Origin of the sequence: Rhodococcus sp. NPDC060176 (assembly GCF_042728675.1) — a bacterium.
In the GTDB taxonomy this organism is placed as follows: Bacteria; Actinomycetota; Actinomycetes; order Mycobacteriales; family Mycobacteriaceae; genus Rhodococcus_F.
Map to the genome: position 1 here is coordinate 99,009 of NZ_JBHWYS010000011.1, position 18,927 is coordinate 117,935.

General features: G+C 63.8%; 19 protein-coding genes. 10 read left to right on the forward strand and 9 right to left on the reverse strand.

Annotated elements, in window-relative coordinates; all coding sequences use genetic code 11:
* Positions 1–2: 2 nt before the first annotated feature.
* Complete coding sequence (locus ACFWEM_RS30965; RefSeq protein WP_378539522.1) at positions 3–797, reverse strand: FAD:protein FMN transferase; 795 nt, start codon at positions 795–797, stop codon at positions 3–5.
* Positions 794–1,039 carry a hypothetical protein gene (locus tag ACFWEM_RS30970; protein ID WP_153211881.1) on the reverse strand — a complete coding sequence of 82 codons (246 nt, stop codon included), beginning with the start codon at positions 1,037–1,039 and terminating at the stop codon, positions 794–796. Before ACFWEM_RS30970 ends, ACFWEM_RS30965 begins: the two co-directional genes overlap by 4 nt.
* Positions 1,040–1,244: 205 nt before the next feature.
* Here ACFWEM_RS30970 and ACFWEM_RS30975 point away from each other — a divergent pair, with 205 nt between their 5' ends.
* Positions 1,245–2,345, forward strand: coding sequence for an NlpC/P60 family protein (locus ACFWEM_RS30975; protein ID WP_378539523.1), 1,101 nt, complete (start codon positions 1,245–1,247; stop codon positions 2,343–2,345).
* A 103-nt stretch (positions 2,346–2,448) separates the two neighbouring features.
* On the opposite strand, the gene greA is transcribed toward ACFWEM_RS30975, so the two are convergent.
* Entirely contained in the window at positions 2,449–2,943 is a 495-nt protein-coding gene (greA, locus tag ACFWEM_RS30980; RefSeq protein WP_007726385.1) for a transcription elongation factor GreA, read from the reverse strand.
* Between the two features lie 226 nt (positions 2,944–3,169).
* Positions 3,170–3,595, reverse strand: coding sequence for a DUF4307 domain-containing protein (locus ACFWEM_RS30985; RefSeq protein WP_230814194.1), 426 nt, complete (start codon positions 3,593–3,595; stop codon positions 3,170–3,172).
* Positions 3,596–3,850: 255 nt separating this feature from the next.
* On the opposite strand from ACFWEM_RS30985, the gene mca reads away from it, so the two are divergent.
* From mca to ACFWEM_RS31000, 3 genes are read left to right on the forward strand one after another with little or no spacing between them, the layout of a single operon-like run.
* Entirely contained in the window at positions 3,851–4,729 is an 879-nt protein-coding gene (gene mca / locus ACFWEM_RS30990; protein WP_378450041.1) for a mycothiol conjugate amidase Mca, read from the forward strand.
* Positions 4,726–5,040 (forward strand): hypothetical protein, encoded by a 315-nt coding sequence (locus ACFWEM_RS30995; RefSeq protein ID WP_007726381.1) that lies wholly within the window; start codon positions 4,726–4,728, stop codon positions 5,038–5,040. The genes mca and ACFWEM_RS30995 overlap by 4 nt, the downstream gene beginning before the upstream one ends.
* Positions 5,041–5,059: 19 nt before the next feature.
* On the forward strand, positions 5,060–7,087 hold the full coding sequence (locus ACFWEM_RS31000; RefSeq protein ID WP_378539524.1) for a thioredoxin domain-containing protein: 2,028 nt from the start codon (positions 5,060–5,062) through the stop codon (positions 7,085–7,087).
* Here the strand turns inward: ACFWEM_RS31000 and ACFWEM_RS31005 are convergent.
* Positions 7,054–7,722 carry a hemolysin III family protein gene (locus ACFWEM_RS31005; protein ID WP_378539525.1) on the reverse strand — a complete coding sequence of 223 codons (669 nt, stop codon included), beginning with the start codon at positions 7,720–7,722 and terminating at the stop codon, positions 7,054–7,056. The two genes, ACFWEM_RS31000 and ACFWEM_RS31005, sit on opposite strands and share 34 nt — an antisense overlap.
* Positions 7,723–7,894: 172 nt before the next feature.
* On the opposite strand from ACFWEM_RS31005, the gene ACFWEM_RS31010 reads away from it, so the two are divergent.
* Positions 7,895–8,662 (forward strand): isoprenyl transferase, encoded by a 768-nt coding sequence (locus ACFWEM_RS31010; RefSeq protein ID WP_214885238.1) that lies wholly within the window; start codon positions 7,895–7,897, stop codon positions 8,660–8,662.
* Between the two features lie 6 nt (positions 8,663–8,668).
* Here ACFWEM_RS31010 and coaA read toward each other — a convergent pair whose 3' ends face one another.
* On the reverse strand, positions 8,669–9,601 hold the full coding sequence (gene coaA, locus ACFWEM_RS31015; protein ID WP_378539526.1) for a type I pantothenate kinase: 933 nt from the start codon (positions 9,599–9,601) through the stop codon (positions 8,669–8,671).
* 172 nt (positions 9,602–9,773) lie between these two features.
* Between coaA and ACFWEM_RS31020 the strand changes: the two genes are divergently transcribed.
* The 5 genes from ACFWEM_RS31020 to ACFWEM_RS31040 all read left to right on the forward strand — a co-directional run bounded on the left by ACFWEM_RS31020 (position 9,774) and on the right by ACFWEM_RS31040 (position 16,334).
* The gene (locus ACFWEM_RS31020) at positions 9,774–10,970 is read left to right on the forward strand and encodes a DUF885 domain-containing protein (RefSeq protein WP_378539527.1); all 1,197 of its coding nucleotides are present in this window, start codon (positions 9,774–9,776) and stop codon (positions 10,968–10,970) included.
* Between the two features lie 76 nt (positions 10,971–11,046).
* A complete protein-coding gene (gene glyA / locus ACFWEM_RS31025) occupies positions 11,047–12,354 on the forward strand; it encodes a serine hydroxymethyltransferase (RefSeq protein ID WP_003945195.1) in 1,308 nt (435 codons plus the stop codon).
* Between the two features lie 160 nt (positions 12,355–12,514).
* A complete protein-coding gene (locus tag ACFWEM_RS31030) occupies positions 12,515–13,948 on the forward strand; it encodes an amidase (RefSeq protein WP_378539528.1) in 1,434 nt (477 codons plus the stop codon).
* Between the two features lie 26 nt (positions 13,949–13,974).
* A complete protein-coding gene (locus ACFWEM_RS31035; RefSeq protein WP_378539529.1) occupies positions 13,975–14,691 on the forward strand; it encodes a LuxR C-terminal-related transcriptional regulator in 717 nt (238 codons plus the stop codon).
* A 275-nt stretch (positions 14,692–14,966) separates the two neighbouring features.
* Complete coding sequence (locus ACFWEM_RS31040; protein WP_003945274.1) at positions 14,967–16,334, forward strand: PhoH family protein; 1,368 nt, start codon at positions 14,967–14,969, stop codon at positions 16,332–16,334.
* A 60-nt stretch (positions 16,335–16,394) separates the two neighbouring features.
* On the opposite strand, the gene ACFWEM_RS31045 is transcribed toward ACFWEM_RS31040, so the two are convergent.
* From ACFWEM_RS31045 to ACFWEM_RS31055, 3 genes are read right to left on the reverse strand one after another with little or no spacing between them, the layout of a single operon-like run.
* Positions 16,395–16,799 carry a carboxymuconolactone decarboxylase family protein gene (locus ACFWEM_RS31045; protein WP_003945227.1) on the reverse strand — a complete coding sequence of 135 codons (405 nt, stop codon included), beginning with the start codon at positions 16,797–16,799 and terminating at the stop codon, positions 16,395–16,397.
* 30 nt (positions 16,800–16,829) lie between these two features.
* Complete coding sequence (locus ACFWEM_RS31050) at positions 16,830–17,255, reverse strand: limonene-1,2-epoxide hydrolase family protein (protein WP_378539530.1); 426 nt, start codon at positions 17,253–17,255, stop codon at positions 16,830–16,832.
* Between the two features lie 18 nt (positions 17,256–17,273).
* Positions 17,274–18,887, reverse strand: a complete 1,614-nt coding sequence (locus ACFWEM_RS31055) for a serine hydrolase domain-containing protein (protein ID WP_378539531.1) — start codon at positions 18,885–18,887, stop codon at positions 17,274–17,276.
* Positions 18,888–18,927: the final 40 nt, after the last annotated feature.

The following is an 18,927-nucleotide window of genomic DNA, read 5'->3' on the forward strand; positions in this document are numbered from 1 at the left end:
TGTTACTCGTCAGGCCAGCCGCCCAGAACCGTCACGCGGAACTCCTGGTCGACCAGCCTGGCGGGTACGTCGAGTTGATGTAGCCAGTCGATGGCCGAACCGCCCATGCCGACCGCAACACGACTCAGTGCGGCGGCCTGGGCGCACGAAGATGCAATCACCGACACCGTCCGCCACATCGGCGTCGCCGTCGATTCGCGATGCAATGGTTTGACGGTGCTGGCCGTGGCGATGCCGCAGTCGGACGGGAGAGCTACCTGGCACGTCGGATCCCCGGGTAGGTCTTGAACCTGAATCTGCCAGCCGTCTTCCGGCGCCCCGCCGGCAACGGCGATGTCGCCGCCGAGGCCGACCAACACTCCGCACCCGAGAAGCGTGGCAGTGGAGGCCGCGCAGTGGTCCGCCGAACTGGCGCGGGCCGTCGCGGACAGGTCGAGAACGACGTCGTCCGGGCTGTAGACACGGTTGTTCTCGACGCGAATCTTCCACCAGGAGTGAGGGTCTGCCGAGCCGGCCGTTGGGGAGAGTTTGCCGTCGGTCAATCGTGCGACAGCCAACGCGTCCTCGAGAAAGTGCGCGAACATGGGTGTGACGGCGACGCCTTCGACGTTGCTTGCGGCGCTGACGTAGGTCCGAATCTCGGAGTCGGCACGATCTCGATTGGTGGCGGCGTCGGCAGCGGTGAGGTACCCGCGAACCAGGCTGGCCGCGGAGGGCAGGACTTCAGGATCGGTGACGACGACCCGAGCCTGCACACCCCAGGTGAGCCACTCGGACGCCGAGCGCGGAGTGCTCACGAACCGTTGGAGACGGCGTCCGGGGTTCCGAATCCGGCGACCACGACGGGCCGCTTCGCTACGGGATTCTTGGTGTGAGAAGCCGAGGTGTCCGGCGCGAGCGCCGTGGCCGTAGGAGAAGAAACGAGAGAAAGTCCGCCGCTTGCGAGTGCTCCCGCCACAGCCGTGGCTGCGAGGGCGAGGCGAACGGGTCGATACACCGTAGTGCGTCCCCGGGCGGGTCGTGGCCGATCGTCGCTCATGGACTCAGCTTGCACGCCGAACCTGAGAAAAGCCTTGGCGTCTGTAGTCATTTGCGTAACGCCCACCGAGATAAATGAGACATTGGTTACAGGAGTAGCGAGACTTAGCCGTGTCGAATGCATGTTCGAAAGAGTAGATGTTCGCACCGACAAGTTTCGGGTACGACCACGTACATGGGTTTTCAGAGGTTTATCGGAGGTTCGGATGGCAGTCGGTGTCCTGGCGATCGCTGTGTCGATCGGCACCGCACTGGGCGTGATGAGTGGAACTCTCGGCGCGCCCGCTCAAGTCGAGAAGAACGAGTCTTCGCATGCTGCAGTCTCACTTGCAGCCTGGAACGGGCCGGCGCGAACACAGGACACACCTGAGGGAATCGTGCCTTCCGTGCCTTCCAACTTTCCGGGAGCGACGTTGGCGCCCGTGGGAGCGGTGGCAGTGTTCGCGCCGTGGATCAAGAAGGCGGGTGCTCTCTGCTCGGAGATCACGCCCGCGGTGATCGCCTCGCTGTACTCGGTCGAGAACGGATTCAAGTACGGACCCGACACCGACATCTCACCTGAGGGCGGACGCGGGCCTGGCCGCTTCACCACCGCGGCGTGGACTGCCTACGGCAAAGACGGTGACGGCGACGGGAAGATGGACATTCTGGGCGTCGCTGATCCGGTGATGACAACCGGCTACCGGTTGTGCGATCTCGTGAAGCAGGCGCAGTCCTGGCAGAAGTCCGGTGAAGTCGAGGGCGATACCGTCGACCTCGCCCTCGCGGCATACGACGTCGGGCCCGACGCCGTTCGTGAAGCGGGCGGCGTTCCGGCAGACAAGTCAGGTGACGTTCCCGCCGAGCAGGCGGCCGCCGCTCCGTTTGTCGCCCAGATCAAATCGTTGCAGGACTCGTTCGCCCTCATGCTCGCACCCTTCGACTACAACAACCTCGCCGCTGCGGTGGGCGGCGTCGTCGAGGCCGGTCTGAAGTTTCTCGGATTGCCCTACGTGTGGGGCGGCGGAAACGTCAACGGGCCGTCGATGGGCGGGTTCGACTGCTCGGGCTTGACGTCGTACGCGATCCACGCGGCAACTGGCGTGACGCTGCCGCGGACCTCCGAGACGCAGTGGGGCGTCGGCGTCGAGATCCCGCTCGACCAGGCGCAGCCCGGTGACCTGTTGTTCGGCAATTGGCAGGCAGGCGGACCCGGCCACGTGGCGATCTACGTCGGCAACGGTCAGATGCTTCACGCACCCACGTTCGGCGACGTCGTGAAGGTCGGCCCGATCTTCGCCGGAATGAAAGCTCGCCGCGTGGTGTGAGTGCGCCGGAACTGCAACGCCGATCGAGCAAGAAGCGCCACCCGACCGAGTCGGGTGGCGCTTCTTTTCAGAGCTGGTACTTCTTCAGGGCTGGTGAAGGCGATCAGCTGTGGTAAGGCTCCGCGCTCAGCAGCGTGACCTTCATGGTGCTGCCGTTGGGCAGGTTGTACTCACGCGTGTCGCCGACCTTGGCTTCGAGCAATGCGCCGCCCAGCGGTGAGTTCGGGGAGTAAACCTCGAGCTTGGCGTCACGTGCGCCTTCTTCGCGGGTAGCGATGAGGAACGTCTCGGTGTCACTCTCGTCGCCGTCGTAGTAGACCTTGACTACGGATCCGGGCAGTGCAACACCGGACTGCGTGGGGGCTTCGCCGACCTTGGCGCTGTTCAGCAGCTCCTGGAGCTGGCGAATGCGGGCTTCCTGCTGACCCTGCTCTTCGCGGGCAGCGTGGTAGCCGCCGTTCTCTTTCAGGTCGCCCTCTTCGCGACGCTCGTTGATCTCGGCGGCGATGACAGGGCGATTGGCGATGAGCTGGTCGAGTTCGTTCTTGAGCCTGTCATGTGATTCCTGGGTAAGCCAGGTCACCTGGGTCTCGGTCATCTCGATCACTCCCTAGTAGTCGGAGCCGGGGGCTCCCTCGACGATCGCTGCAACAGCAGCGAACAACGACGCAGAAGCACCACCAGGGGTGCAGCCTTGCCGTCAAACCTTGCGTCAATGCAGCAATACACGGTTCCACCCGGAACCGTGTATCGGGCAATTCTATCACGCATGACTACCCGCCCTGTCCGGCGCCAAACGTCCGGCAGGGTGGGTGCGTCCGAGGTCAGCTCTTGGTCAGGTACTCCGGAACGTCGAAGCTGCAGCCGTAGACGTCGGCCATGCCGGGCGGCTGGGACGTCTTGACCTCGGTGTTGAACTCGAGGGTCTGATGTTCCGAAGGCGGGACGTAGACCTCGCGTCGACCGGTTTCGGAGCCGTCCTTCGAGCGGGCGCGCACGATGCACATCGCTTCACGTGACGAATCGTCACGGGTGACGGTGAAGCGGATCTTCACCGTGGCGTCGTTGGCGATGTCGAACGAGATGGTCTCGGTCTCGATTTCCTTGACTGCGAATTTTCCGTACGCGTAGTACGCGATTCCGCCGCCGACGACGATGACGAGAGCGGTCAGAGCCCACACCATCCACTTGCGGGGACTGCCCGTGCGAGTAGTGCTCGGGTACCGATCTTGGGGAAGCGGTTTGCTCATCACTCTGCTCTCGAAGACTCGAGTTCACGTGTCGTGCAGCAACTGACTGCGCCCCACCGAACTACTGAAGGGGTCACGGCTGCGCCAGGAACTCTCGGGTGGAACTATAGAGGACGTGTCCCGTCGCGCCGTCGGTAGGTTTGACGGCAGTCGGTACGTTTGACGGCAAAGGCTCGGAGCAATTCGAGCGGTACAAAGCGTGTTGGTCGAAGACTGCCGGCGACGGCAATAGGTGAAGTTGAGGTGAACGAACACGTGAGCGGATTCCGGCTCATGGCCGTCCATGCCCATCCCGACGACGAGTCGAGCAAGGGTGCGGCCACCACCGCCCGTTATGCAGCCGAAGGCCACGAAGTGATGGTCCTGACGCTCACCGGGGGTGAGCGTGGCGACATTCTCAACCCGGCCATGGACGTTCCCGGCGTCCGCGATCGAATCAGCGAAGTCCGCCAGGAGGAGATGGCCGAGGCCGCTCGCATCCTGGGCGTGAAGCAGCGCTGGCTCGGTTTTGTCGATTCCGGGCTCCCCGAGGGTGACCCTCTTCCGCCGCTGCCCGAAGGGTGCTTCGCCCTCGTTCCGCTCGAAGAGTCCACGCGCGCTCTGGTCAAGGTGATTCGCGAATTCCGTCCCCACGTCGTCACGACGTACGACGAGAACGGCGGATACCCACATCCGGACCACATCCGGTGCCACGAGGTGTCGATGGCTGCGTACGAAGCCGCCGCCGATCCCGAGTACTTCCCCGAGGACGGTCAGCCGTGGGAGATCAAGAAGCTCTACTACTCGCACGGATTCATCCGTAAGCGCCTCGAACTCTTCCAGGAGGAGTACGAGCGCCGGGGTGAGCCGTTCCCGATGGCGGACTGGCTCAAGAAGTGGAAGACCGAGCGTGGCGACATGATGGTTCGGGTGACCACTCAGGTCACGTGCGGCGATTACTTTCCTCAGCGTGACGACGCTCTGCGGGCGCACGCGACGCAGATCGATCCCAACGGTTCGTTCTTCGCTGTGCCGCTCGACATTCAGCAGAAGATCTGGCCCACCGAGGAATTCGAGCTCGCCAAGACGCGGGTCACCACGTCCATTCCGGAAACCGACCTGTTCGCAGGTCTCGAAGAGGACGCTCAGAAGTGAATGCTCTGTCCGCCGAGGTAGTTCTCGGCACCACACAATTTCTTGCTCAGACCCCGAGTAATCCATCGGGTCCGGAGTTCGGAAAGTCGTCTCCGGTCGGATTGCTGGTCATTCTGGCACTCCTCATCGGTGTGATCCTGTTGGTTCGGTCGATGAATCGCCAGCTCAAGAAGCTGCCGGAAACCTTCGAACCGGATCATCCCGAACTCGATCAGCAGGCGGACGAAGGCACCGATCGGGGAGCGATCACAGCTCCGAGCCCGGCGGAACCGAACGTCTCTACCGAGAAGAAGCCGAAGCAAGAATCCTGAGACGGACGAGGTAGCGACGATGGACCCACGGATGCGGAACAACCTGGGTGGGTCCTCGAGTCCTTACCTGCGTCAGCACGCCGACAATCCGGTCCACTGGCAACAGTGGGGCGAAGAGGCGATGGAGTGGGCGCGCGAGCGCAACGTGCCGATCCTCCTCTCGATCGGGTACTCGGCGTGCCACTGGTGCCACGTCATGGCGCACGAGTCGTTCGAGAACGACGAGATCGCGGCGATCATGAACGCGAACTTCGTCTGCGTGAAGGTGGACCGCGAAGAACGTCCGGACATCGACGCCGTCTACATGAACGCGACGGTCGCGATGACCGGTCAGGGCGGCTGGCCGATGACCTGTTTCCTGACTCCCGACGGTTCGCCGTTCTATTGCGGTACGTATTACCCGCCGACGCCTCGCGGCGGAATGCCCTCGTTCACACAGCTTCTCGAAGCGATAGCGGACACCTTCACCAATCGGCGCGACGAGGTCGACAACGCGGCACAGTCGATCGTCACGGAACTTCAGCGCGCGTCCGGCGGAATCCCGTACGGCGGCGCGCCCGTCGATGCGGAGCTGCTGGATGCGGCGGGTCTGTCGATCCTCGGCGACGAGGACATTCCGCGCGGGGGATTCGGCGGGGCACCGAAGTTTCCGCCGTCGGCACTTTTGGAGGGAATGCTCCGACAGTTCGAGCGCACAGGTTCGAACGAGATTCTCGGAGGCATCGAGCGCACCGCCGAAGCAATGGCACGTGGCGGCATCTACGACCAGTTGGGTGGCGGTTTCTCGCGGTACTCGGTCGATGCCGAGTGGGTGGTTCCGCACTTCGAGAAGATGCTCTACGACAATGCGCTGCTCCTGCGGTTCTACGCGCATTGGGCGCGGCGAACCGGATCGGACCTGGCCACCCGCGTCGCCGTGGAGACCGCAGGGTTCCTGCTCGCCGATCTGCTGACCGAGAACGGTTGCTTCGCTTCGGCTCTCGATGCCGACACCGGCGGCGTCGAAGGCCTCACGTACGTATGGACGCCGGCGCAACTGGTCGAGATTCTCGGCGAGGACGACGGGCAGTGGGCGTCGGAGTTGTTCCGGGTCACCGATACCGGAACCTTCGAAGAGGGTGCGTCGGTATTGCAGTTGCTCCATGACCCCGACGACTGGTCGCGCTGGCAGAAGGTCTCCGACGCTCTCCGTGCTGTCCGGGCTCAGCGTCCACAGCCTGGCCGCGACGACAAAGTGGTGACTGCCTGGAACGGGCTGACCGTCACGGCTTTGACGGAAGCGGGCCTTGCCCTGGACCGGCCCGACTGGATCGACGCGGCAGCCGAGTGCGCCGGCGCTCTTCTTGACCTTCACCTGGTAGACGGTCGTCTGCGCCGTGCTTCCCTCGGCGGGACTGTCGGCACCCCGACGGCAGTGCTCGAGGATTACGCAACGCTTGCGACGGGCCTCCTGGCTCTCTACCAGGCAACGGGAACTGCGCGATGGCTTGATGCGGCGCAGCAGCTGCTCGACGTCACTCTCGATCATTTCGCCGATCCGGCCGAGCCGGGAAGCTGGTTCGACACAGCCGATTTCGCGGAGTCTCTCGTCACCCGGCCCCGAGACCCGTTGGACGGCGCGACGCCTTCCGGTGCGTCGAGCATCGCCGAGGCTCTGTTGACCGCATCGGCGTTGACCGACGCCGAGCGCTCCTCTCGTTACGCCCAGGCCGCGGCGGACGCGATGGCGAGGGCCACGCTGGCGCTCGAGCGTGCGCCGCGCTCGGCGGGACACTGGCTCGCGGTGGCGGAAGCGTCGTTGCGTGGTCCGATACAGGTGGCCGTCGTCGGTGAAGGATCGCTGTTGGCCGCTGCCCGCCGGCTTGCCCCGGGTGGTGCAGTGGTGGTGGGCGGATCGCCGGATTCTTCACCGCTGCTTGCCGATCGACCCCTTGTCGACGGTGGTGAAGCCGCGTACATCTGCCGGGGATTCGTGTGCGATCGGCCGGTGACGACGGTGGTGGAGTTGGCGAGTCAGTTGAACACGACGAGCCATACCGCGATGTAGTGGCAGATCGCCGCGACGACCGTCGCGGCATGGAAGAACTCGTGGTGACCGAACGTCGTGGGCCACGGGTTGGGCCATTTCGTCGCGTACAGAATTGCGCCGACGCTGTAGAAGATTCCGCCGACGAGCAGCAGGACCATCGGGGCGACGCCGACCTGGTGTGTCAGTTCGCCGACCACTGGGACGATCGCCCAGCCGAGGAGCAGGTAGAGGGGAACTCCCACCCATTTCGGGGCGGTGGGCCAGAGCATCTTGAGCGCGACGCCGGCGAGCGCGCCGGCCCACACGATCGCAAGAATGATCTTGCCGGTGTCAGCGGGGAGGCCGAGCATGGCGAACGGAGTGTAGCTGCCGGCGATGAAGAGAAAGATCATCGAATGGTCCGCACGCTTCATCCACGTACGGCCCTTGACCGTCTGCCACTGGATGCGGTGATACGTCGCGCTGATGCCGAAGAGGCCGCAGATCGTGATGCTGTAGATCGCGGTTGCCCAGGCCGCCTTGGCGCCTACCTGAGCGCCGGCCACGGACACGAGAACGATGCCCGCCACGACGGAGACACCGAGCGCCCACAGGTGGATCCAACCGCGCATGCGTGGTTTGACCGGAAGCTCGTCGAGCCCGAATGCCGTCATGTGCAACCCCTCTCGTTCCGTGCTGTTGCGAACCGCGTAACCTACGGTACCGTAGGTTACGCACCAGTAGCATAACCTACCTGCGGGTTTTCGACGCGTACAAAAAGCGTGACGGCGCTCGCATGTGGCTGTCACTGCCGGGCGTAGTCTTTGACACCATGGTGATGTCACGGTGAATCTGCGCGGACTGCTGTACAGCATCTACGAGCGACGGCTCCTCAGTCATCTCGACGGTCTCGCGCACCCCCGGCACGTAGCCGTGATGTGTGACGGAAACCGGCGATGGGCTCGCGAGAACGGCTTCACCGATGTCAGTCACGGGCACCGCATGGGCGCACTCAAGATCGCCGAATTGTTGGAATGGTGCGACGCCGCCGGAATCGAGATGGCAACCATCTATCTGCTCTCGACCGAGAACCTGCGCCGCGAACCGGAAGAGTTGGACACCCTCCTCGAGATCATCACCGACGTCGTCGAAGAGATCTCCGGGCCCGGCAAGAACTGGAGCGTGCAGATCGTCGGTGCCCTCGATCTTCTGCCCCCCGAGCAGTCCAGGCGATTGCGGGAAGCTGCAGCCGGAACAAGTGGCCGAACCGGAACGCATGTCAACGTCGCGATCGGATACGGCGGGCGGCAGGAGATCGCCGACGCCGTCCAATCGCTCCTACGCGACAAGATCGGTGAAGGTCTGAGCGGAGACGAACTGATCCAGGCCGTCACGGTCGACGGCATCGACGGTCACCTCTACACGTCGGGGCAGCCCGATCCGGATCTGGTGATCCGCACCTCCGGCGAGCAGCGGCTCTCCGGATTCCTGTTGTGGCAGAGCGCCTATTCGGAGATCTGGTTCACCGAGGCGTACTGGCCCGAGTTCCGCCGAGTCGACTTTCTGCGGGCCCTGCGTGACTATGCGGCGCGCCACCGCCGGTTCGGCGCCTGAGTCGTCTCAGAGCTTGCGCAGTCGGAGCCGGTTGATCGTGTGATCGGCGTCCTTGCGCAGCACCAGGGTTGCGCGAGGGCGGGTGGGGAGAATGTTCTCCACCAGGTTCGGGTGATTGATCGAGTTCCAGATCTCCTTCGCCGCGATGGTCGCGTCACGGTCGGAGAGGCCGGAGTAGTGGTGAAAGTGAGCGTTCGGATCGGCGAACGACGTCTTGCGTAGTGCGAGGAACCGCTCGATGTACCAGGCTTCGATGTCCTCGATGCGGGCGTCGACGTAGATCGAGAAGTCGAACAGATCGGAGACCATCAGACGTGGGCCGGTCTGCAGGACGTTGAGGCCCTCGATGATGAGGATGTCCGGCTGGCGGATCAGATGGTACTGGCCCGGGATGATGTCGTACGACGTGTGCGAATACACCGGCGCCGCTACTTCTTCCGCGCCGGACTTGACTTCCGTGACGAAGCGCAACAGCTTGCGACGATCGTAGCTTTCGGGAAAACCCTTGCGGTGCATGATGCCTCGACGCTGGAGTTCCTTGGTCGGATACAGGAATCCGTCCGTGGTGACGAGGTCGACGCGTGGGTGGTGATCCCAGCGGGCCAGGAGAGCTTGCAGCACACGAGCTGTCGTGGATTTTCCGACCGCAACCGAACCGGCGACACCGATGACGAAGGGCACCTGGCGATCGGGATGCTTCTCACCGAGGAACGTGGCGGTGGCCGCGAACAGTCGTTGGCGCGCCGCCACCTGCAGGTGGATCAGACGTGCGAGGGGGAGATAGACCTCGGCGACCTCTTCGAGATCGATCTGCTCGCCGAGACCGCGCAGTCCGTACAACTCGTCCTCGGTCAACACCAGCGGCGTCGACTTACGCAGTGTCCGCCACTGCTTGCGGTCGAACTCGACGTAGGGACTCGACTCGTTGGTACGCGCCATCAGCCCAGCTCACCGGCGCGTAGTGAACCCGGAGCCCGGCGGACGAAACAGCTATGCGAGCAAGCCAGGCGCGAGTGCGCACGATCCGAGTGCATAGTCGGATTGTGCTCGGTGCCACGTCCGGGACTTTCGCCGGGTGGCATTCCGGAGCGAGCGGCTAGGCTCGGTCGTTATGGATCCAGACACACTTGTTCGCCAATATCTGCTGCTCGGACTGGGTTTCGACCGTCTCGAAGACGGATTCGTCGATGCGTTCACCGGTGACCCGGCGTTGCGGAAGCAGGTCGAGAGCGCCCCGAAGCCCGATCCGCGCGAACTTGCCCGCACGGCACGTCAATTGCGGGGCGAACTGGCCGGAAGTGGTCTGAACGCCGAGCGCGCTCACTTCATCGACGTTCACTTGCGCGCCCTCGAATGCTCCGGGCGCAAGTTCGCGGGTGAGGACATCGGCTTCGTGGACGAGGTGGAGGCGTACTTCGACGTACGAATCGCCAAGGGAAACGAGGACGCCTACAGCGACGCTCACCGGTTGATGGGTGACGTTCTCCCCGGTCCGGGACCGTTGGCGCAGCGGGTGCAGGCGCATCGCAAGGCCGACGAGATCCCCCCAGCAAGACTGAACGAGTGCGTCGAGGCAATGTCGAGTGCGCTGCGTGATCTGGTTCGCGGCACGTTCGGGCTTCCCGCGTCGGAAACCGTCGAATACGAAGTGGTGGGGGACAAGCCGTGGTCCGGCTTCAACTACTACCTCGGTGACTACCGCTCCAAGGTTGCGATCAACTCGGACCTGCCGCAGTTCATGGCTAACTTGCCGCGGCTGATCGCGCACGAGTCCTACCCCGGCCATCACACCGAGCACTGCCGCAAGGAAGCCGGCCTGGTCGGGACCGGCCAACTCGAGCAGACGCTGTTCCTGGTCAACACGCCGCAGTGCATCATGGCCGAAGGCCTCGCGGATCTGGCGCTCGAAGCGATAGTCGGTCCGGAGTGGGGCCTGTGGGCGCAGGAGATCTACGCCGATCTCGGATTGTCTTTCGACGGGGAGAAGGCGCAACGGCTCTCCACCGCGTCGGGGCAACTGCTGAGCGTTCGTCAGGATGCTGCACTGATGTTGCACGACGAGGGCCGCAGCCTCGACGACGTGGCGCTCTTCCTCGAACGGTGGTCGCTGTCGACGCCGGAACGCGCTCGCCAATCGCTCAAGTTCCTGTCTTCGCCGCTGTGGCGGGCGTACACCAGCACGTATGTCGAGGGATATCGGCTGCTCGGTGGCTGGCTGGACGAGGTGCCGGTGGGCGCAGAGCGCACCGAACGCTTCCGCAGGCTGCTCGACGAGCCGCTGGTCCCCAGCTCTCTGCGTGCTGCCTAGTGCCGGGTGGAGGCGGCGGGAGCGAACTTCGTAGACTGGACGCATTCGTTTCCGCATCCAGCTTGGAGATTCTTCGATGACCGCTGTGCCCGGCTCCGACGTCAACTCTGCATCACTCGCCGAACTCGACCCCGAAGTCGCCGAGGCGATGGCTGGTGAATTGGCTCGTCAGCGCGACACGCTCGAGATGATCGCGTCGGAGAACTTCGTTCCCCGCTCGGTTCTGCAGGCTCAGGGCAGCGTCCTGACCAACAAGTACGCCGAGGGCTACCCTGGACGTCGTTACTACGGCGGTTGCGAGCACGTCGACGTCATCGAGGATCTCGCGCGCAACCGTGCGAAGGAACTCTTCGGCGCGGAGTTCGCGAACGTTCAGCCGCACTCGGGCGCACAGGCCAATGCTGCTGTCCTGATGGCACTGATGAACCCGGGTGAGAAGCTGCTCGGCCTCGACCTTGCACACGGCGGTCACCTCACGCACGGCATGAAGCTCAACTTCTCCGGCAAGTTGTACGACGTCGCGTCCTACGGCGTCAGCAAGGAAGACCACCGCATCGACATGGACGAGGTGCGCTCGATCGCCCTCGCCGAGAAGCCGAAGGTCATCGTCGCCGGCTGGTCCGCGTACCCGCGTCAGCAGGACTTCGCGGCCTTCCGTGCGATCGCGGACGAGGTCGGGGCGTACCTGTGGGTCGACATGGCTCACTTCGCCGGATTGGTTGCGGCAGGCCTGCACCCGTCGCCCGTCCCGTACGCAGACGTCGTCTCCTCGACCGTCCACAAGACCCTCGGTGGACCGCGTTCCGGTCTGATCCTGGCGAAGAAGGAGTGGGCCAAGAAGCTCAACTCCGCTGTCTTCCCCGGTCAGCAGGGCGGACCGCTCATGCATGCCATCGCGGCCAAGGCCGTCACCTTCAAGATCGCTGCGGGAGAAGAGTTCAAGGATCGTCAGGCACGCACGCTTTCCGGTGCGCGCATCCTGGCCGAGCGTCTGGGGAACAAGGACGTCGCAGATCAGGGCATCAGCGTCCTGACCGGTGGCACCGACGTCCACCTCGTTCTCGTGGACCTGCGTAACTCGCAGCTCGACGGCCAGCAGGGTGAGGATCTTCTGCACGAAATCGGCATCACGGTCAACCGCAACGCTGTTCCGTTCGATCCCCGCCCGCCGATGACCACCTCCGGTCTGCGTATCGGTACCGCAGCGTTGGCCACCCGCGGATTCGGCGATGCCGAGTTCACCGAGGTCGCCGACATCATCGGTACCGCTCTGGCCGGCAACGCGGATCTGCCGGCGCTGCGTGCGCGCGTCGCCAAGCTCGCCCTCGACCTTCCTCTGTACGACGGTCTCGAGAACTGGGGCCTGCTCAGCAAGAACGTCTAGGAATTTCTTCACCGACGGCCCGGTCCCTTTCGAGGGGCCGGGCCGTCGGTGTTCATGGATTTGCGGTTCATGGACTTGTGGCATCGGTCACATGACCGATGGTGGCGGAGTTCGGCGCTCCCTAGCCTGAGAGCATCACCCCTCCGGCGAAGGAAATCCCATGACCGAACAGAATCTGCATTGGCTCTCCGCTACCGAGATGGCGGCGGAGGTCGCGTCGAACAGTCTCTCGCCCAACGAGATTGCCGAAGCGATGATCCAGCGCGTCGACGCCGTCAATCCGTCGATCAACGCGATAGTGCAGTTCGATCGCGAGCAGGTCACGCGCGACGCGGCCGAACTCTCCCGGCAGCAGGAATCGGGCGAGAAGCTCGGCCCGCTGCACGGTGTTCCGTTCACGATCAAGGATCTGACGGCAGTGGACGGGCTGCCGACCACGTTCGGGATGAAGCCGATGGCCGACAACATCGCGACGGGAAATGCCGTCGTGGTGGACAGGCTGCGCGGCGCGGGCGGACTGTTCCTAGGAAAGACGAACACTCCCGAAAGCGGTTACTACGGGGGCACGGACAACCACCTGTACGGGCCGACGCACAACCCGTGGAAGGTCGGCAACAGTGCGGGCGGGTCCAGTGGCGGTGCGTCGGCTGCTGTGGCTGCCGGCCTCGGGCCACTCGCCGAGGGCAGTGACGGCGCCGGATCGGTGCGAATCCCATCGGCTCTCTGCGGGGTTGTCGGGCTCAAGCCGACCACCGGTGTCATCCCGCAGACCATCCTGGCCGGCCGGTTCTACAACTGGGCGTACCACGGTCCGATCACCAGGACGGTTGCCGACAACGCGCTCATGCTCGACGTGATGGCCGGGCCGCACAATGCGGATCCGCTCTCGATCGAGCGTGCCGAGACCTCGTACGTCGAAGCGGCGAAGGGTGACGTGAAGGGACTTCGTGTTGCGTGGTCGACGAATCTCGGTCTCGGCCATGTTGATCCGGAAGTACTGGCCGTGTGCCTCGACGCGTTGTCGGCATTCGAGGAATTGGGTGCCCAGATCACCGAGGCGACCCCGCCGTGGGGAAATCCGTCGAAATCGATGTGGAACGGCATCTGGGTTCCGGGTTTCGCTTCGGAGTACGACTTGCTCGACTGGGAGAACCAGCGCGGCGAGGTCGATGACAACCTCATCGAAATCATGCACGAGGCCGAGCGGCTCACCGGTGTCGACGTCGGGCGGGCCGACGCCTTCCGCGGCGTCATGTGGGACACGTGGACCACGTTCATGAACGACTACGACGTACTGGTTTCGCCGACCTTGGCGTCGCCCACGTTCCCGCTCAGCCAGTTCGCACCGTCGTGGCTCGAAGGTGCGTCGCTGCGTGAGCAGTTGCTCGATTGGCTCTTCACCTACCCGTACAACATGCTCAACAACCCGGCGATCACCGTGCCCGCCGGATTCACCGCCGACGGCCGACCGGTGGGGCTGCAGATTGCCGCACGCCACCGTCAGGATGCACTGGTCTTGCGGACGGCCGCGAACTTCGAGGCAGCTCGTCCGTGGGCCGACAAGAAGCCTGCCGATTCGCTGGTGGTGGCCTAGCTCACACAACTGACTAGATTGGTGTGATGACGTCTGTACTGCCTGATCGCGGCGCTGGACCTGACATGTTCGCGCCGCGATCGCCGGCGGCGGGGGCGTACGGCATTCTCGGTCTGTGCGCCGAAGAACTCCGAGCACGCGGGCTCGAGTACGCGGCAGCAGCGGTTACGTACCGAGATCCGTCCACCGGACGGCATCGGGCCCTGGCGAGTTCCGGATACAACACCAGGGTGCTCGAGTTCCTTCTCGACGACTTCGTCGCCGATCGAGACCTGTTCGGCATCGTTCGCGAGGCTTCGGGCGTTCCGGTGTTCTGGCAGGACGTGCCACGCTTCGAGCAGGTCGAGTTGATCACCGATGTTCTGCGGCCGTCCGGATATGCCGAGGGAGCATCGGTCGCGTTGGGGTTTGCCGGCCGTGAGGTGACCGGAATGCTGCACATGAGCTTCGCGGATTCGGGCCTCGTCGATCGTGTGCGAGAGGTGGTGGCGGCGTCGAGTACAGCCTGCTCCCGGGTCGTAGGGGACCAGGTGGCGCTCGATCGCGTTCACCTGAGCCCGCGGGAGATTCAGGTTCTGCAATTGGTGGCCAAGGGCGCGGGCAATGTCGAGATCGCCGAAGAGCTGTTCGTCAGCCGACGCACTGTCGCCACCCATCTCGAGAACATCTTCGTCAAGACCGGAACCAATTCGCGGGTTCAGGCAGCGGTGCGCGCCGCCAAGTGGGGTCTGATCGAGTCCTGAGTGACTCCGAATCACACGTGTGGCATTTTGTTACCTGGCGTTCACCAGATGTGCGGCTCGTTCCGTGGCGCGAGTGTCCGATCCGCAGTACCGTCGGCAGTAACGAGTAACCAGAAGTTACTTGTGCGGGAGGTTCTGATCGTGACTGAAACACTCAGTACGAGAGGGCCGGCGCCCGGCCCTTGTTTCAGCTGACACTGCGTCACCTGACACCAGAGCCGTCCGGCCCAGCGAGCTGAGTTTGCGCGGGTGCCGCGTAGACCTAGGAGCCCAACGTGACTGCATCACGCTCCGTCTCTGCCCACTCGGCCCGGGCTGATCTATCAGCCGGGAATCATTCGGGAGATGCACTTCGCACGTACGTCTTGGATACCTCGGTACTACTGTCCGATCCATGGGCTGTCACTCGATTCGCCGAACACCACGTGGTGCTCCCACTGGTCGTGATCAGCGAACTCGAAGGCAAACGACACCACCACGAACTGGGATGGTTCGCCCGAGAATCGCTCCGCATGCTCGACGATCTTCGGATCGAATACAGCCGACTGGACCGTCCGGTGCCGATCGGCACCGAGAACGGGACACTGCAGGTTGAACTCAATCACACCGACCCTGCGGTCTTGCCCGTCGGATTCCGCACGGACAGTAACGATTCGAGGATCTTGGCGTGCGCCTTGAACCTTGCGGCAGAGGGCAAGGACGTAGTCCTCGTCAGCAAGGACATTCCGCTTCGTGTGAAGGCAGGCGCGGTGGGGCTACCCGCCGACGAGTACCACGCTCACGACGTCGTGCCCTCCGGATGGACGGGCATGACCGAACTGGACGTCGCATCGACGGACATCGACGAGCTTTTCAACGAGGGATTCCTGGACCTCGACGAAGCGCGAGATCTGCCGTGTCACACGGGTCTTCGCCTGTTGGGTGGTTCGTCGAGCGCGCTCGGACGGGTGACTCCGGACAAGCGCATCCAGTTGGTGCGCGGTGAGCGCGAGGCGTTCGGGTTACACGGCCGCTCCGCCGAGCAGCGCATTGCGCTCGATCTCCTCATGGACGAGAGTATCGGCATCATCTCTCTCGGTGGTAAGGCAGGCACCGGTAAGTCGGCCTTGGCTCTGACGGCAGGTTTGGAAGCCGTTCTCGAGCGCCGCACTCAGCGCAAGGTTGTCGTCTTCCGTCCGCTGTATGCCGTTGGCGGACAAGAACTCGGCTACCTTCCCGGTAGTGAGAGCGAGAAGATGGGCCCGTGGGCTCAGGCCGTCTTCGACACTCTCGACGGGTTGGCCTCGCCAGAGGTTCTCGAGGAGGTTCTCGCCCGCGGAATGCTGGAAGTGTTGCCGCTGACGCACATTCGCGGTCGGTCGCTGCACGATTCGTTCGTGATCGTCGACGAAGCGCAGTCGCTCGAACGAAATGTTCTGCTGACAGTGCTTTCTCGTCTGGGAACCGGCTCGCGAGTGGTCCTCACGCACGACGTCGCGCAGCGTGACAACCTGCGAGTGGGCAGGCACGACGGAGTTGCAGCCGTCATCGAAAAGCTCAAGGGGCACCCGCTTTTTGCGCACATCACACTCACGCGCAGTGAGCGTTCGCCGATCGCCGAGTTGGTGACCGACATGCTCGAGGAGTTCGGCCCCACTTCCTGAGAAGTGATCTCCCCGTGCGGACTTCGGTCTGCACGGGGAGATGCCTGGGTTTGAAGTTGTTCAGTTTTGCAGCGGTCCCAGTTCGTTGTCGAGAACTTCCTGCACCACACGCATCGCCGCCAGTCCGGCCGGAGCGCCGCAATACGCGCTCGCGTGGATCACGGTTTCGACGATCTCGGTGCGCGTCAAGCCGTTTCGCAATGCCCCACGTACGTGGCCTTTGAGTTCGTTCTCGGCGCGCAGCGCGATCAGCATCCCCAGATTGATCAGACTACGACTGCGGCGATCCAGTCCCGGGCGCGTCCATACCGAACCCCAGACGTTGGCAGTCACGAAGTTCTGCAGTTCTTCGCTGTCGGTGCCGCGGGTGCGCTCGAAGGCGGCGTCGACGAAATCGGCCCCCATGACTTCGGTGCGCACAGCCAATCCGGCGTCGAAGGAGTCAGGCGTGGTGTTTTCGGACATGGCAGGTTCGCTCGCTTTCGGCAGGTGATTTCAGGCCGGAGCAAGCCTACTTCGTGTCCCGGTCCCGACAACTGCGCGGCCGACCGCGGTCACCACGCCCCACGCGACGTCTCGCAGACTGAAGTAGTCCCGCCAGACGGAGACCTTGCCGTCGCGCAGTTCGAAAGTTCCGCATACCCAGAACTCGATGCGCAACGGCCCGACAGTCAGAATGTCGGTGCGTTCGGTGAGCACCGTGGACTCGTCGCCGACGATGTGGTGCATCTCCGCCTCGAATTTCAGTGAAGGCTTGGTGACCAGACGTAGCGCTCGCACGACGGTCTTCTTGCCTCGCAGTGTGGGGAGCGAGACGTTTTGCCACACGATGTCGTCTGTCATCAATTCGGCTGCGGTGTCCACGTCGAAATCGGTGAGGGCTGCGAACATTGCGTTCACCGTGGCTGTCGAACTACTCATGGGGTGTCCTTGGCTGATTTATTCGGCCGGTGTTGCCCGGATGAAGGTACCGAGATGATCATGATCGAAGTACTCCAAGGTTAGCGAGTTTCCGTCGAAGGTGGCCTTCGAGACAGTCCCGGCCGGTGCGTTTTCGCCGCTGAGGGGGAACGTGAAGGTGTTTCCGTCCCAGTGCGTCAGCGGGTACGTCACGGCCGCGGGTCCCATGGTCAAGGTCAGCGCACCGTTCTGCTGCGTCACGAGCGCGGGGCCCCAGTAGGCGTTGCCGTAGTCGCCGGTTACTTGGTCTGTCGGTGGAGCAGGAGCAGGGGAGGTCGGCGGCGTCTTCCCGGCGAGTTCGCCCTCGGGATCGGCTTGTGAGGCAAACGACGCTTCGTACAGCGGGCGCCACTCACGAGTGATCTTTCCGAACTGCACCAGATCGGCGAACTCGGCGGTCAGGGTCTCCGCGACACCGGTGGGAGTGCCGTTGGTGAGAACGACGATGCCGACGTCAGCGGAAGGAATCGTCACGAAATTCGTCCCGGCCCCGACCAGGAAGGCTCCGGAGTGGCTGGCTGTGACACGGCCGGCGGCGCTGTCGGAAACGTTGAACCCGTAGCCGTAGAAGCCGGAGCGCTCACCGATTTCCTGCGCGTGCCGCGAGACGATCTCCGGGTTGACCGCGGGCACGAGCGCATCCGTCTCAACGACCTGCTGCCCCTGATACCGACCGCCGGCCAGCACCATGTCCAACCACTTGGCCATGTCGTTCACCGACGAGCTGACACCGCCGGCGGGGGATTGAGCGTCGGCGTCCCGGACCGGTCCTACCGAGTACTTCCCGTCCTCGAGGATGTGGCCGACTGTTCGATTTTCTCGGGCCTGGTAATCGGAGAACCGCGAAGACGTCGACGTCATCCCGAGCGGACCGTAGATCGTGTTCTGCGACAGCGTTTCCCAATCGGTGCCCGCCGCGGATGCAACGGCCTCCGCACCGGCAGTGACGCCGAAGTTCGTGTACTCGTAGGTGATTCGGAAGGGATTGAGCGGTAGTTGGCGAAGTTTTTCGAGCACCTGGGCCCGGTTGTAGCCCAGGTCCTCCAGCCCGTCGCCGGCGTGGTCCGGTAACCCCGACCGATGCGTGTAGAGATCGGAGATCGTGAGGTGGTCGGTCACCCACGGATCGGCAAGCGCAAACCCCGGCAGTTTCGAGATCACCGGAGTGTCCCAGTCGACGGTCCCGATTCCGACTTCGTGGGCGACCACCGTGGCCCCGACCGATTTCGACACCGATGCCAGTTGGAACACGGTGTCGGCATCGACGGTGGCGCTCTTACCCAACTCGCGAACCCCGAATCCCTTTGCGTACACAGTCTTACCTCCGTGCACCACGGCCACCGCCATGCCGGGAACACCGGAACTTGCCATGAGGTCGTTCGCGAGGCCGTCGAGCTTCCCGACCGCGTCGTCGATTTGCCCGTCCGGGATCGGCACCCCGGCGTCGAGACCCGGGCTGGCGTCGCTGACGACCGGCCCGGGCGCCGAGGTGGTGTCTGAATCGGACGAGCATCCGGCGAGCAGGGCGACCGTCAGTACTACCGGAACCGCCGCTGCCGACAGTCGCGAACTGTTTCTACTGGTGATGGACACGAGATTCTCCCTAGCAGGGTTGTCGTCGGTACCACTCGGT

Excerpts from the sequence above, each read along its gene's own strand:
- ACFWEM_RS31050 (WP_378539530.1), bottom strand. The coding sequence starts at position 17,255 with ATGAGTAGTTCGACAGCCACGGTGAACGCAATGTTCGCAGCCCTCACC.
- ACFWEM_RS30970 (WP_153211881.1), bottom strand. The coding sequence starts at position 1,039 with ATGAGCGACGATCGGCCACGACCCGCCCGGGGACGCACTACGGTGTAT.
- ACFWEM_RS31035 (WP_378539529.1), top strand. The coding sequence starts at position 13,975 with ATGACGTCTGTACTGCCTGATCGCGGCGCTGGACCTGACATGTTCGCG.
- ACFWEM_RS31030 (WP_378539528.1), top strand. The coding sequence starts at position 12,515 with ATGACCGAACAGAATCTGCATTGGCTCTCCGCTACCGAGATGGCGGCG.
- coaA (WP_378539526.1), bottom strand. The coding sequence starts at position 9,601 with ATGGCGCGTACCAACGAGTCGAGTCCCTACGTCGAGTTCGACCGCAAG.
- ACFWEM_RS31020 (WP_378539527.1), top strand. The coding sequence starts at position 9,774 with ATGGATCCAGACACACTTGTTCGCCAATATCTGCTGCTCGGACTGGGT.
- ACFWEM_RS31005 (WP_378539525.1), bottom strand. The coding sequence starts at position 7,722 with ATGACGGCATTCGGGCTCGACGAGCTTCCGGTCAAACCACGCATGCGC.
- greA (WP_007726385.1), bottom strand. The coding sequence starts at position 2,943 with ATGACCGAGACCCAGGTGACCTGGCTTACCCAGGAATCACATGACAGG.
- glyA (WP_003945195.1), top strand. The coding sequence starts at position 11,047 with ATGACCGCTGTGCCCGGCTCCGACGTCAACTCTGCATCACTCGCCGAA.
- ACFWEM_RS31045 (WP_003945227.1), bottom strand. The coding sequence starts at position 16,799 with ATGTCCGAAAACACCACGCCTGACTCCTTCGACGCCGGATTGGCTGTG.
- ACFWEM_RS30975 (WP_378539523.1), top strand. The coding sequence starts at position 1,245 with ATGGCAGTCGGTGTCCTGGCGATCGCTGTGTCGATCGGCACCGCACTG.
- ACFWEM_RS31000 (WP_378539524.1), top strand. The coding sequence starts at position 5,060 with ATGGACCCACGGATGCGGAACAACCTGGGTGGGTCCTCGAGTCCTTAC.
- ACFWEM_RS30985 (WP_230814194.1), bottom strand. The coding sequence starts at position 3,595 with ATGAGCAAACCGCTTCCCCAAGATCGGTACCCGAGCACTACTCGCACG.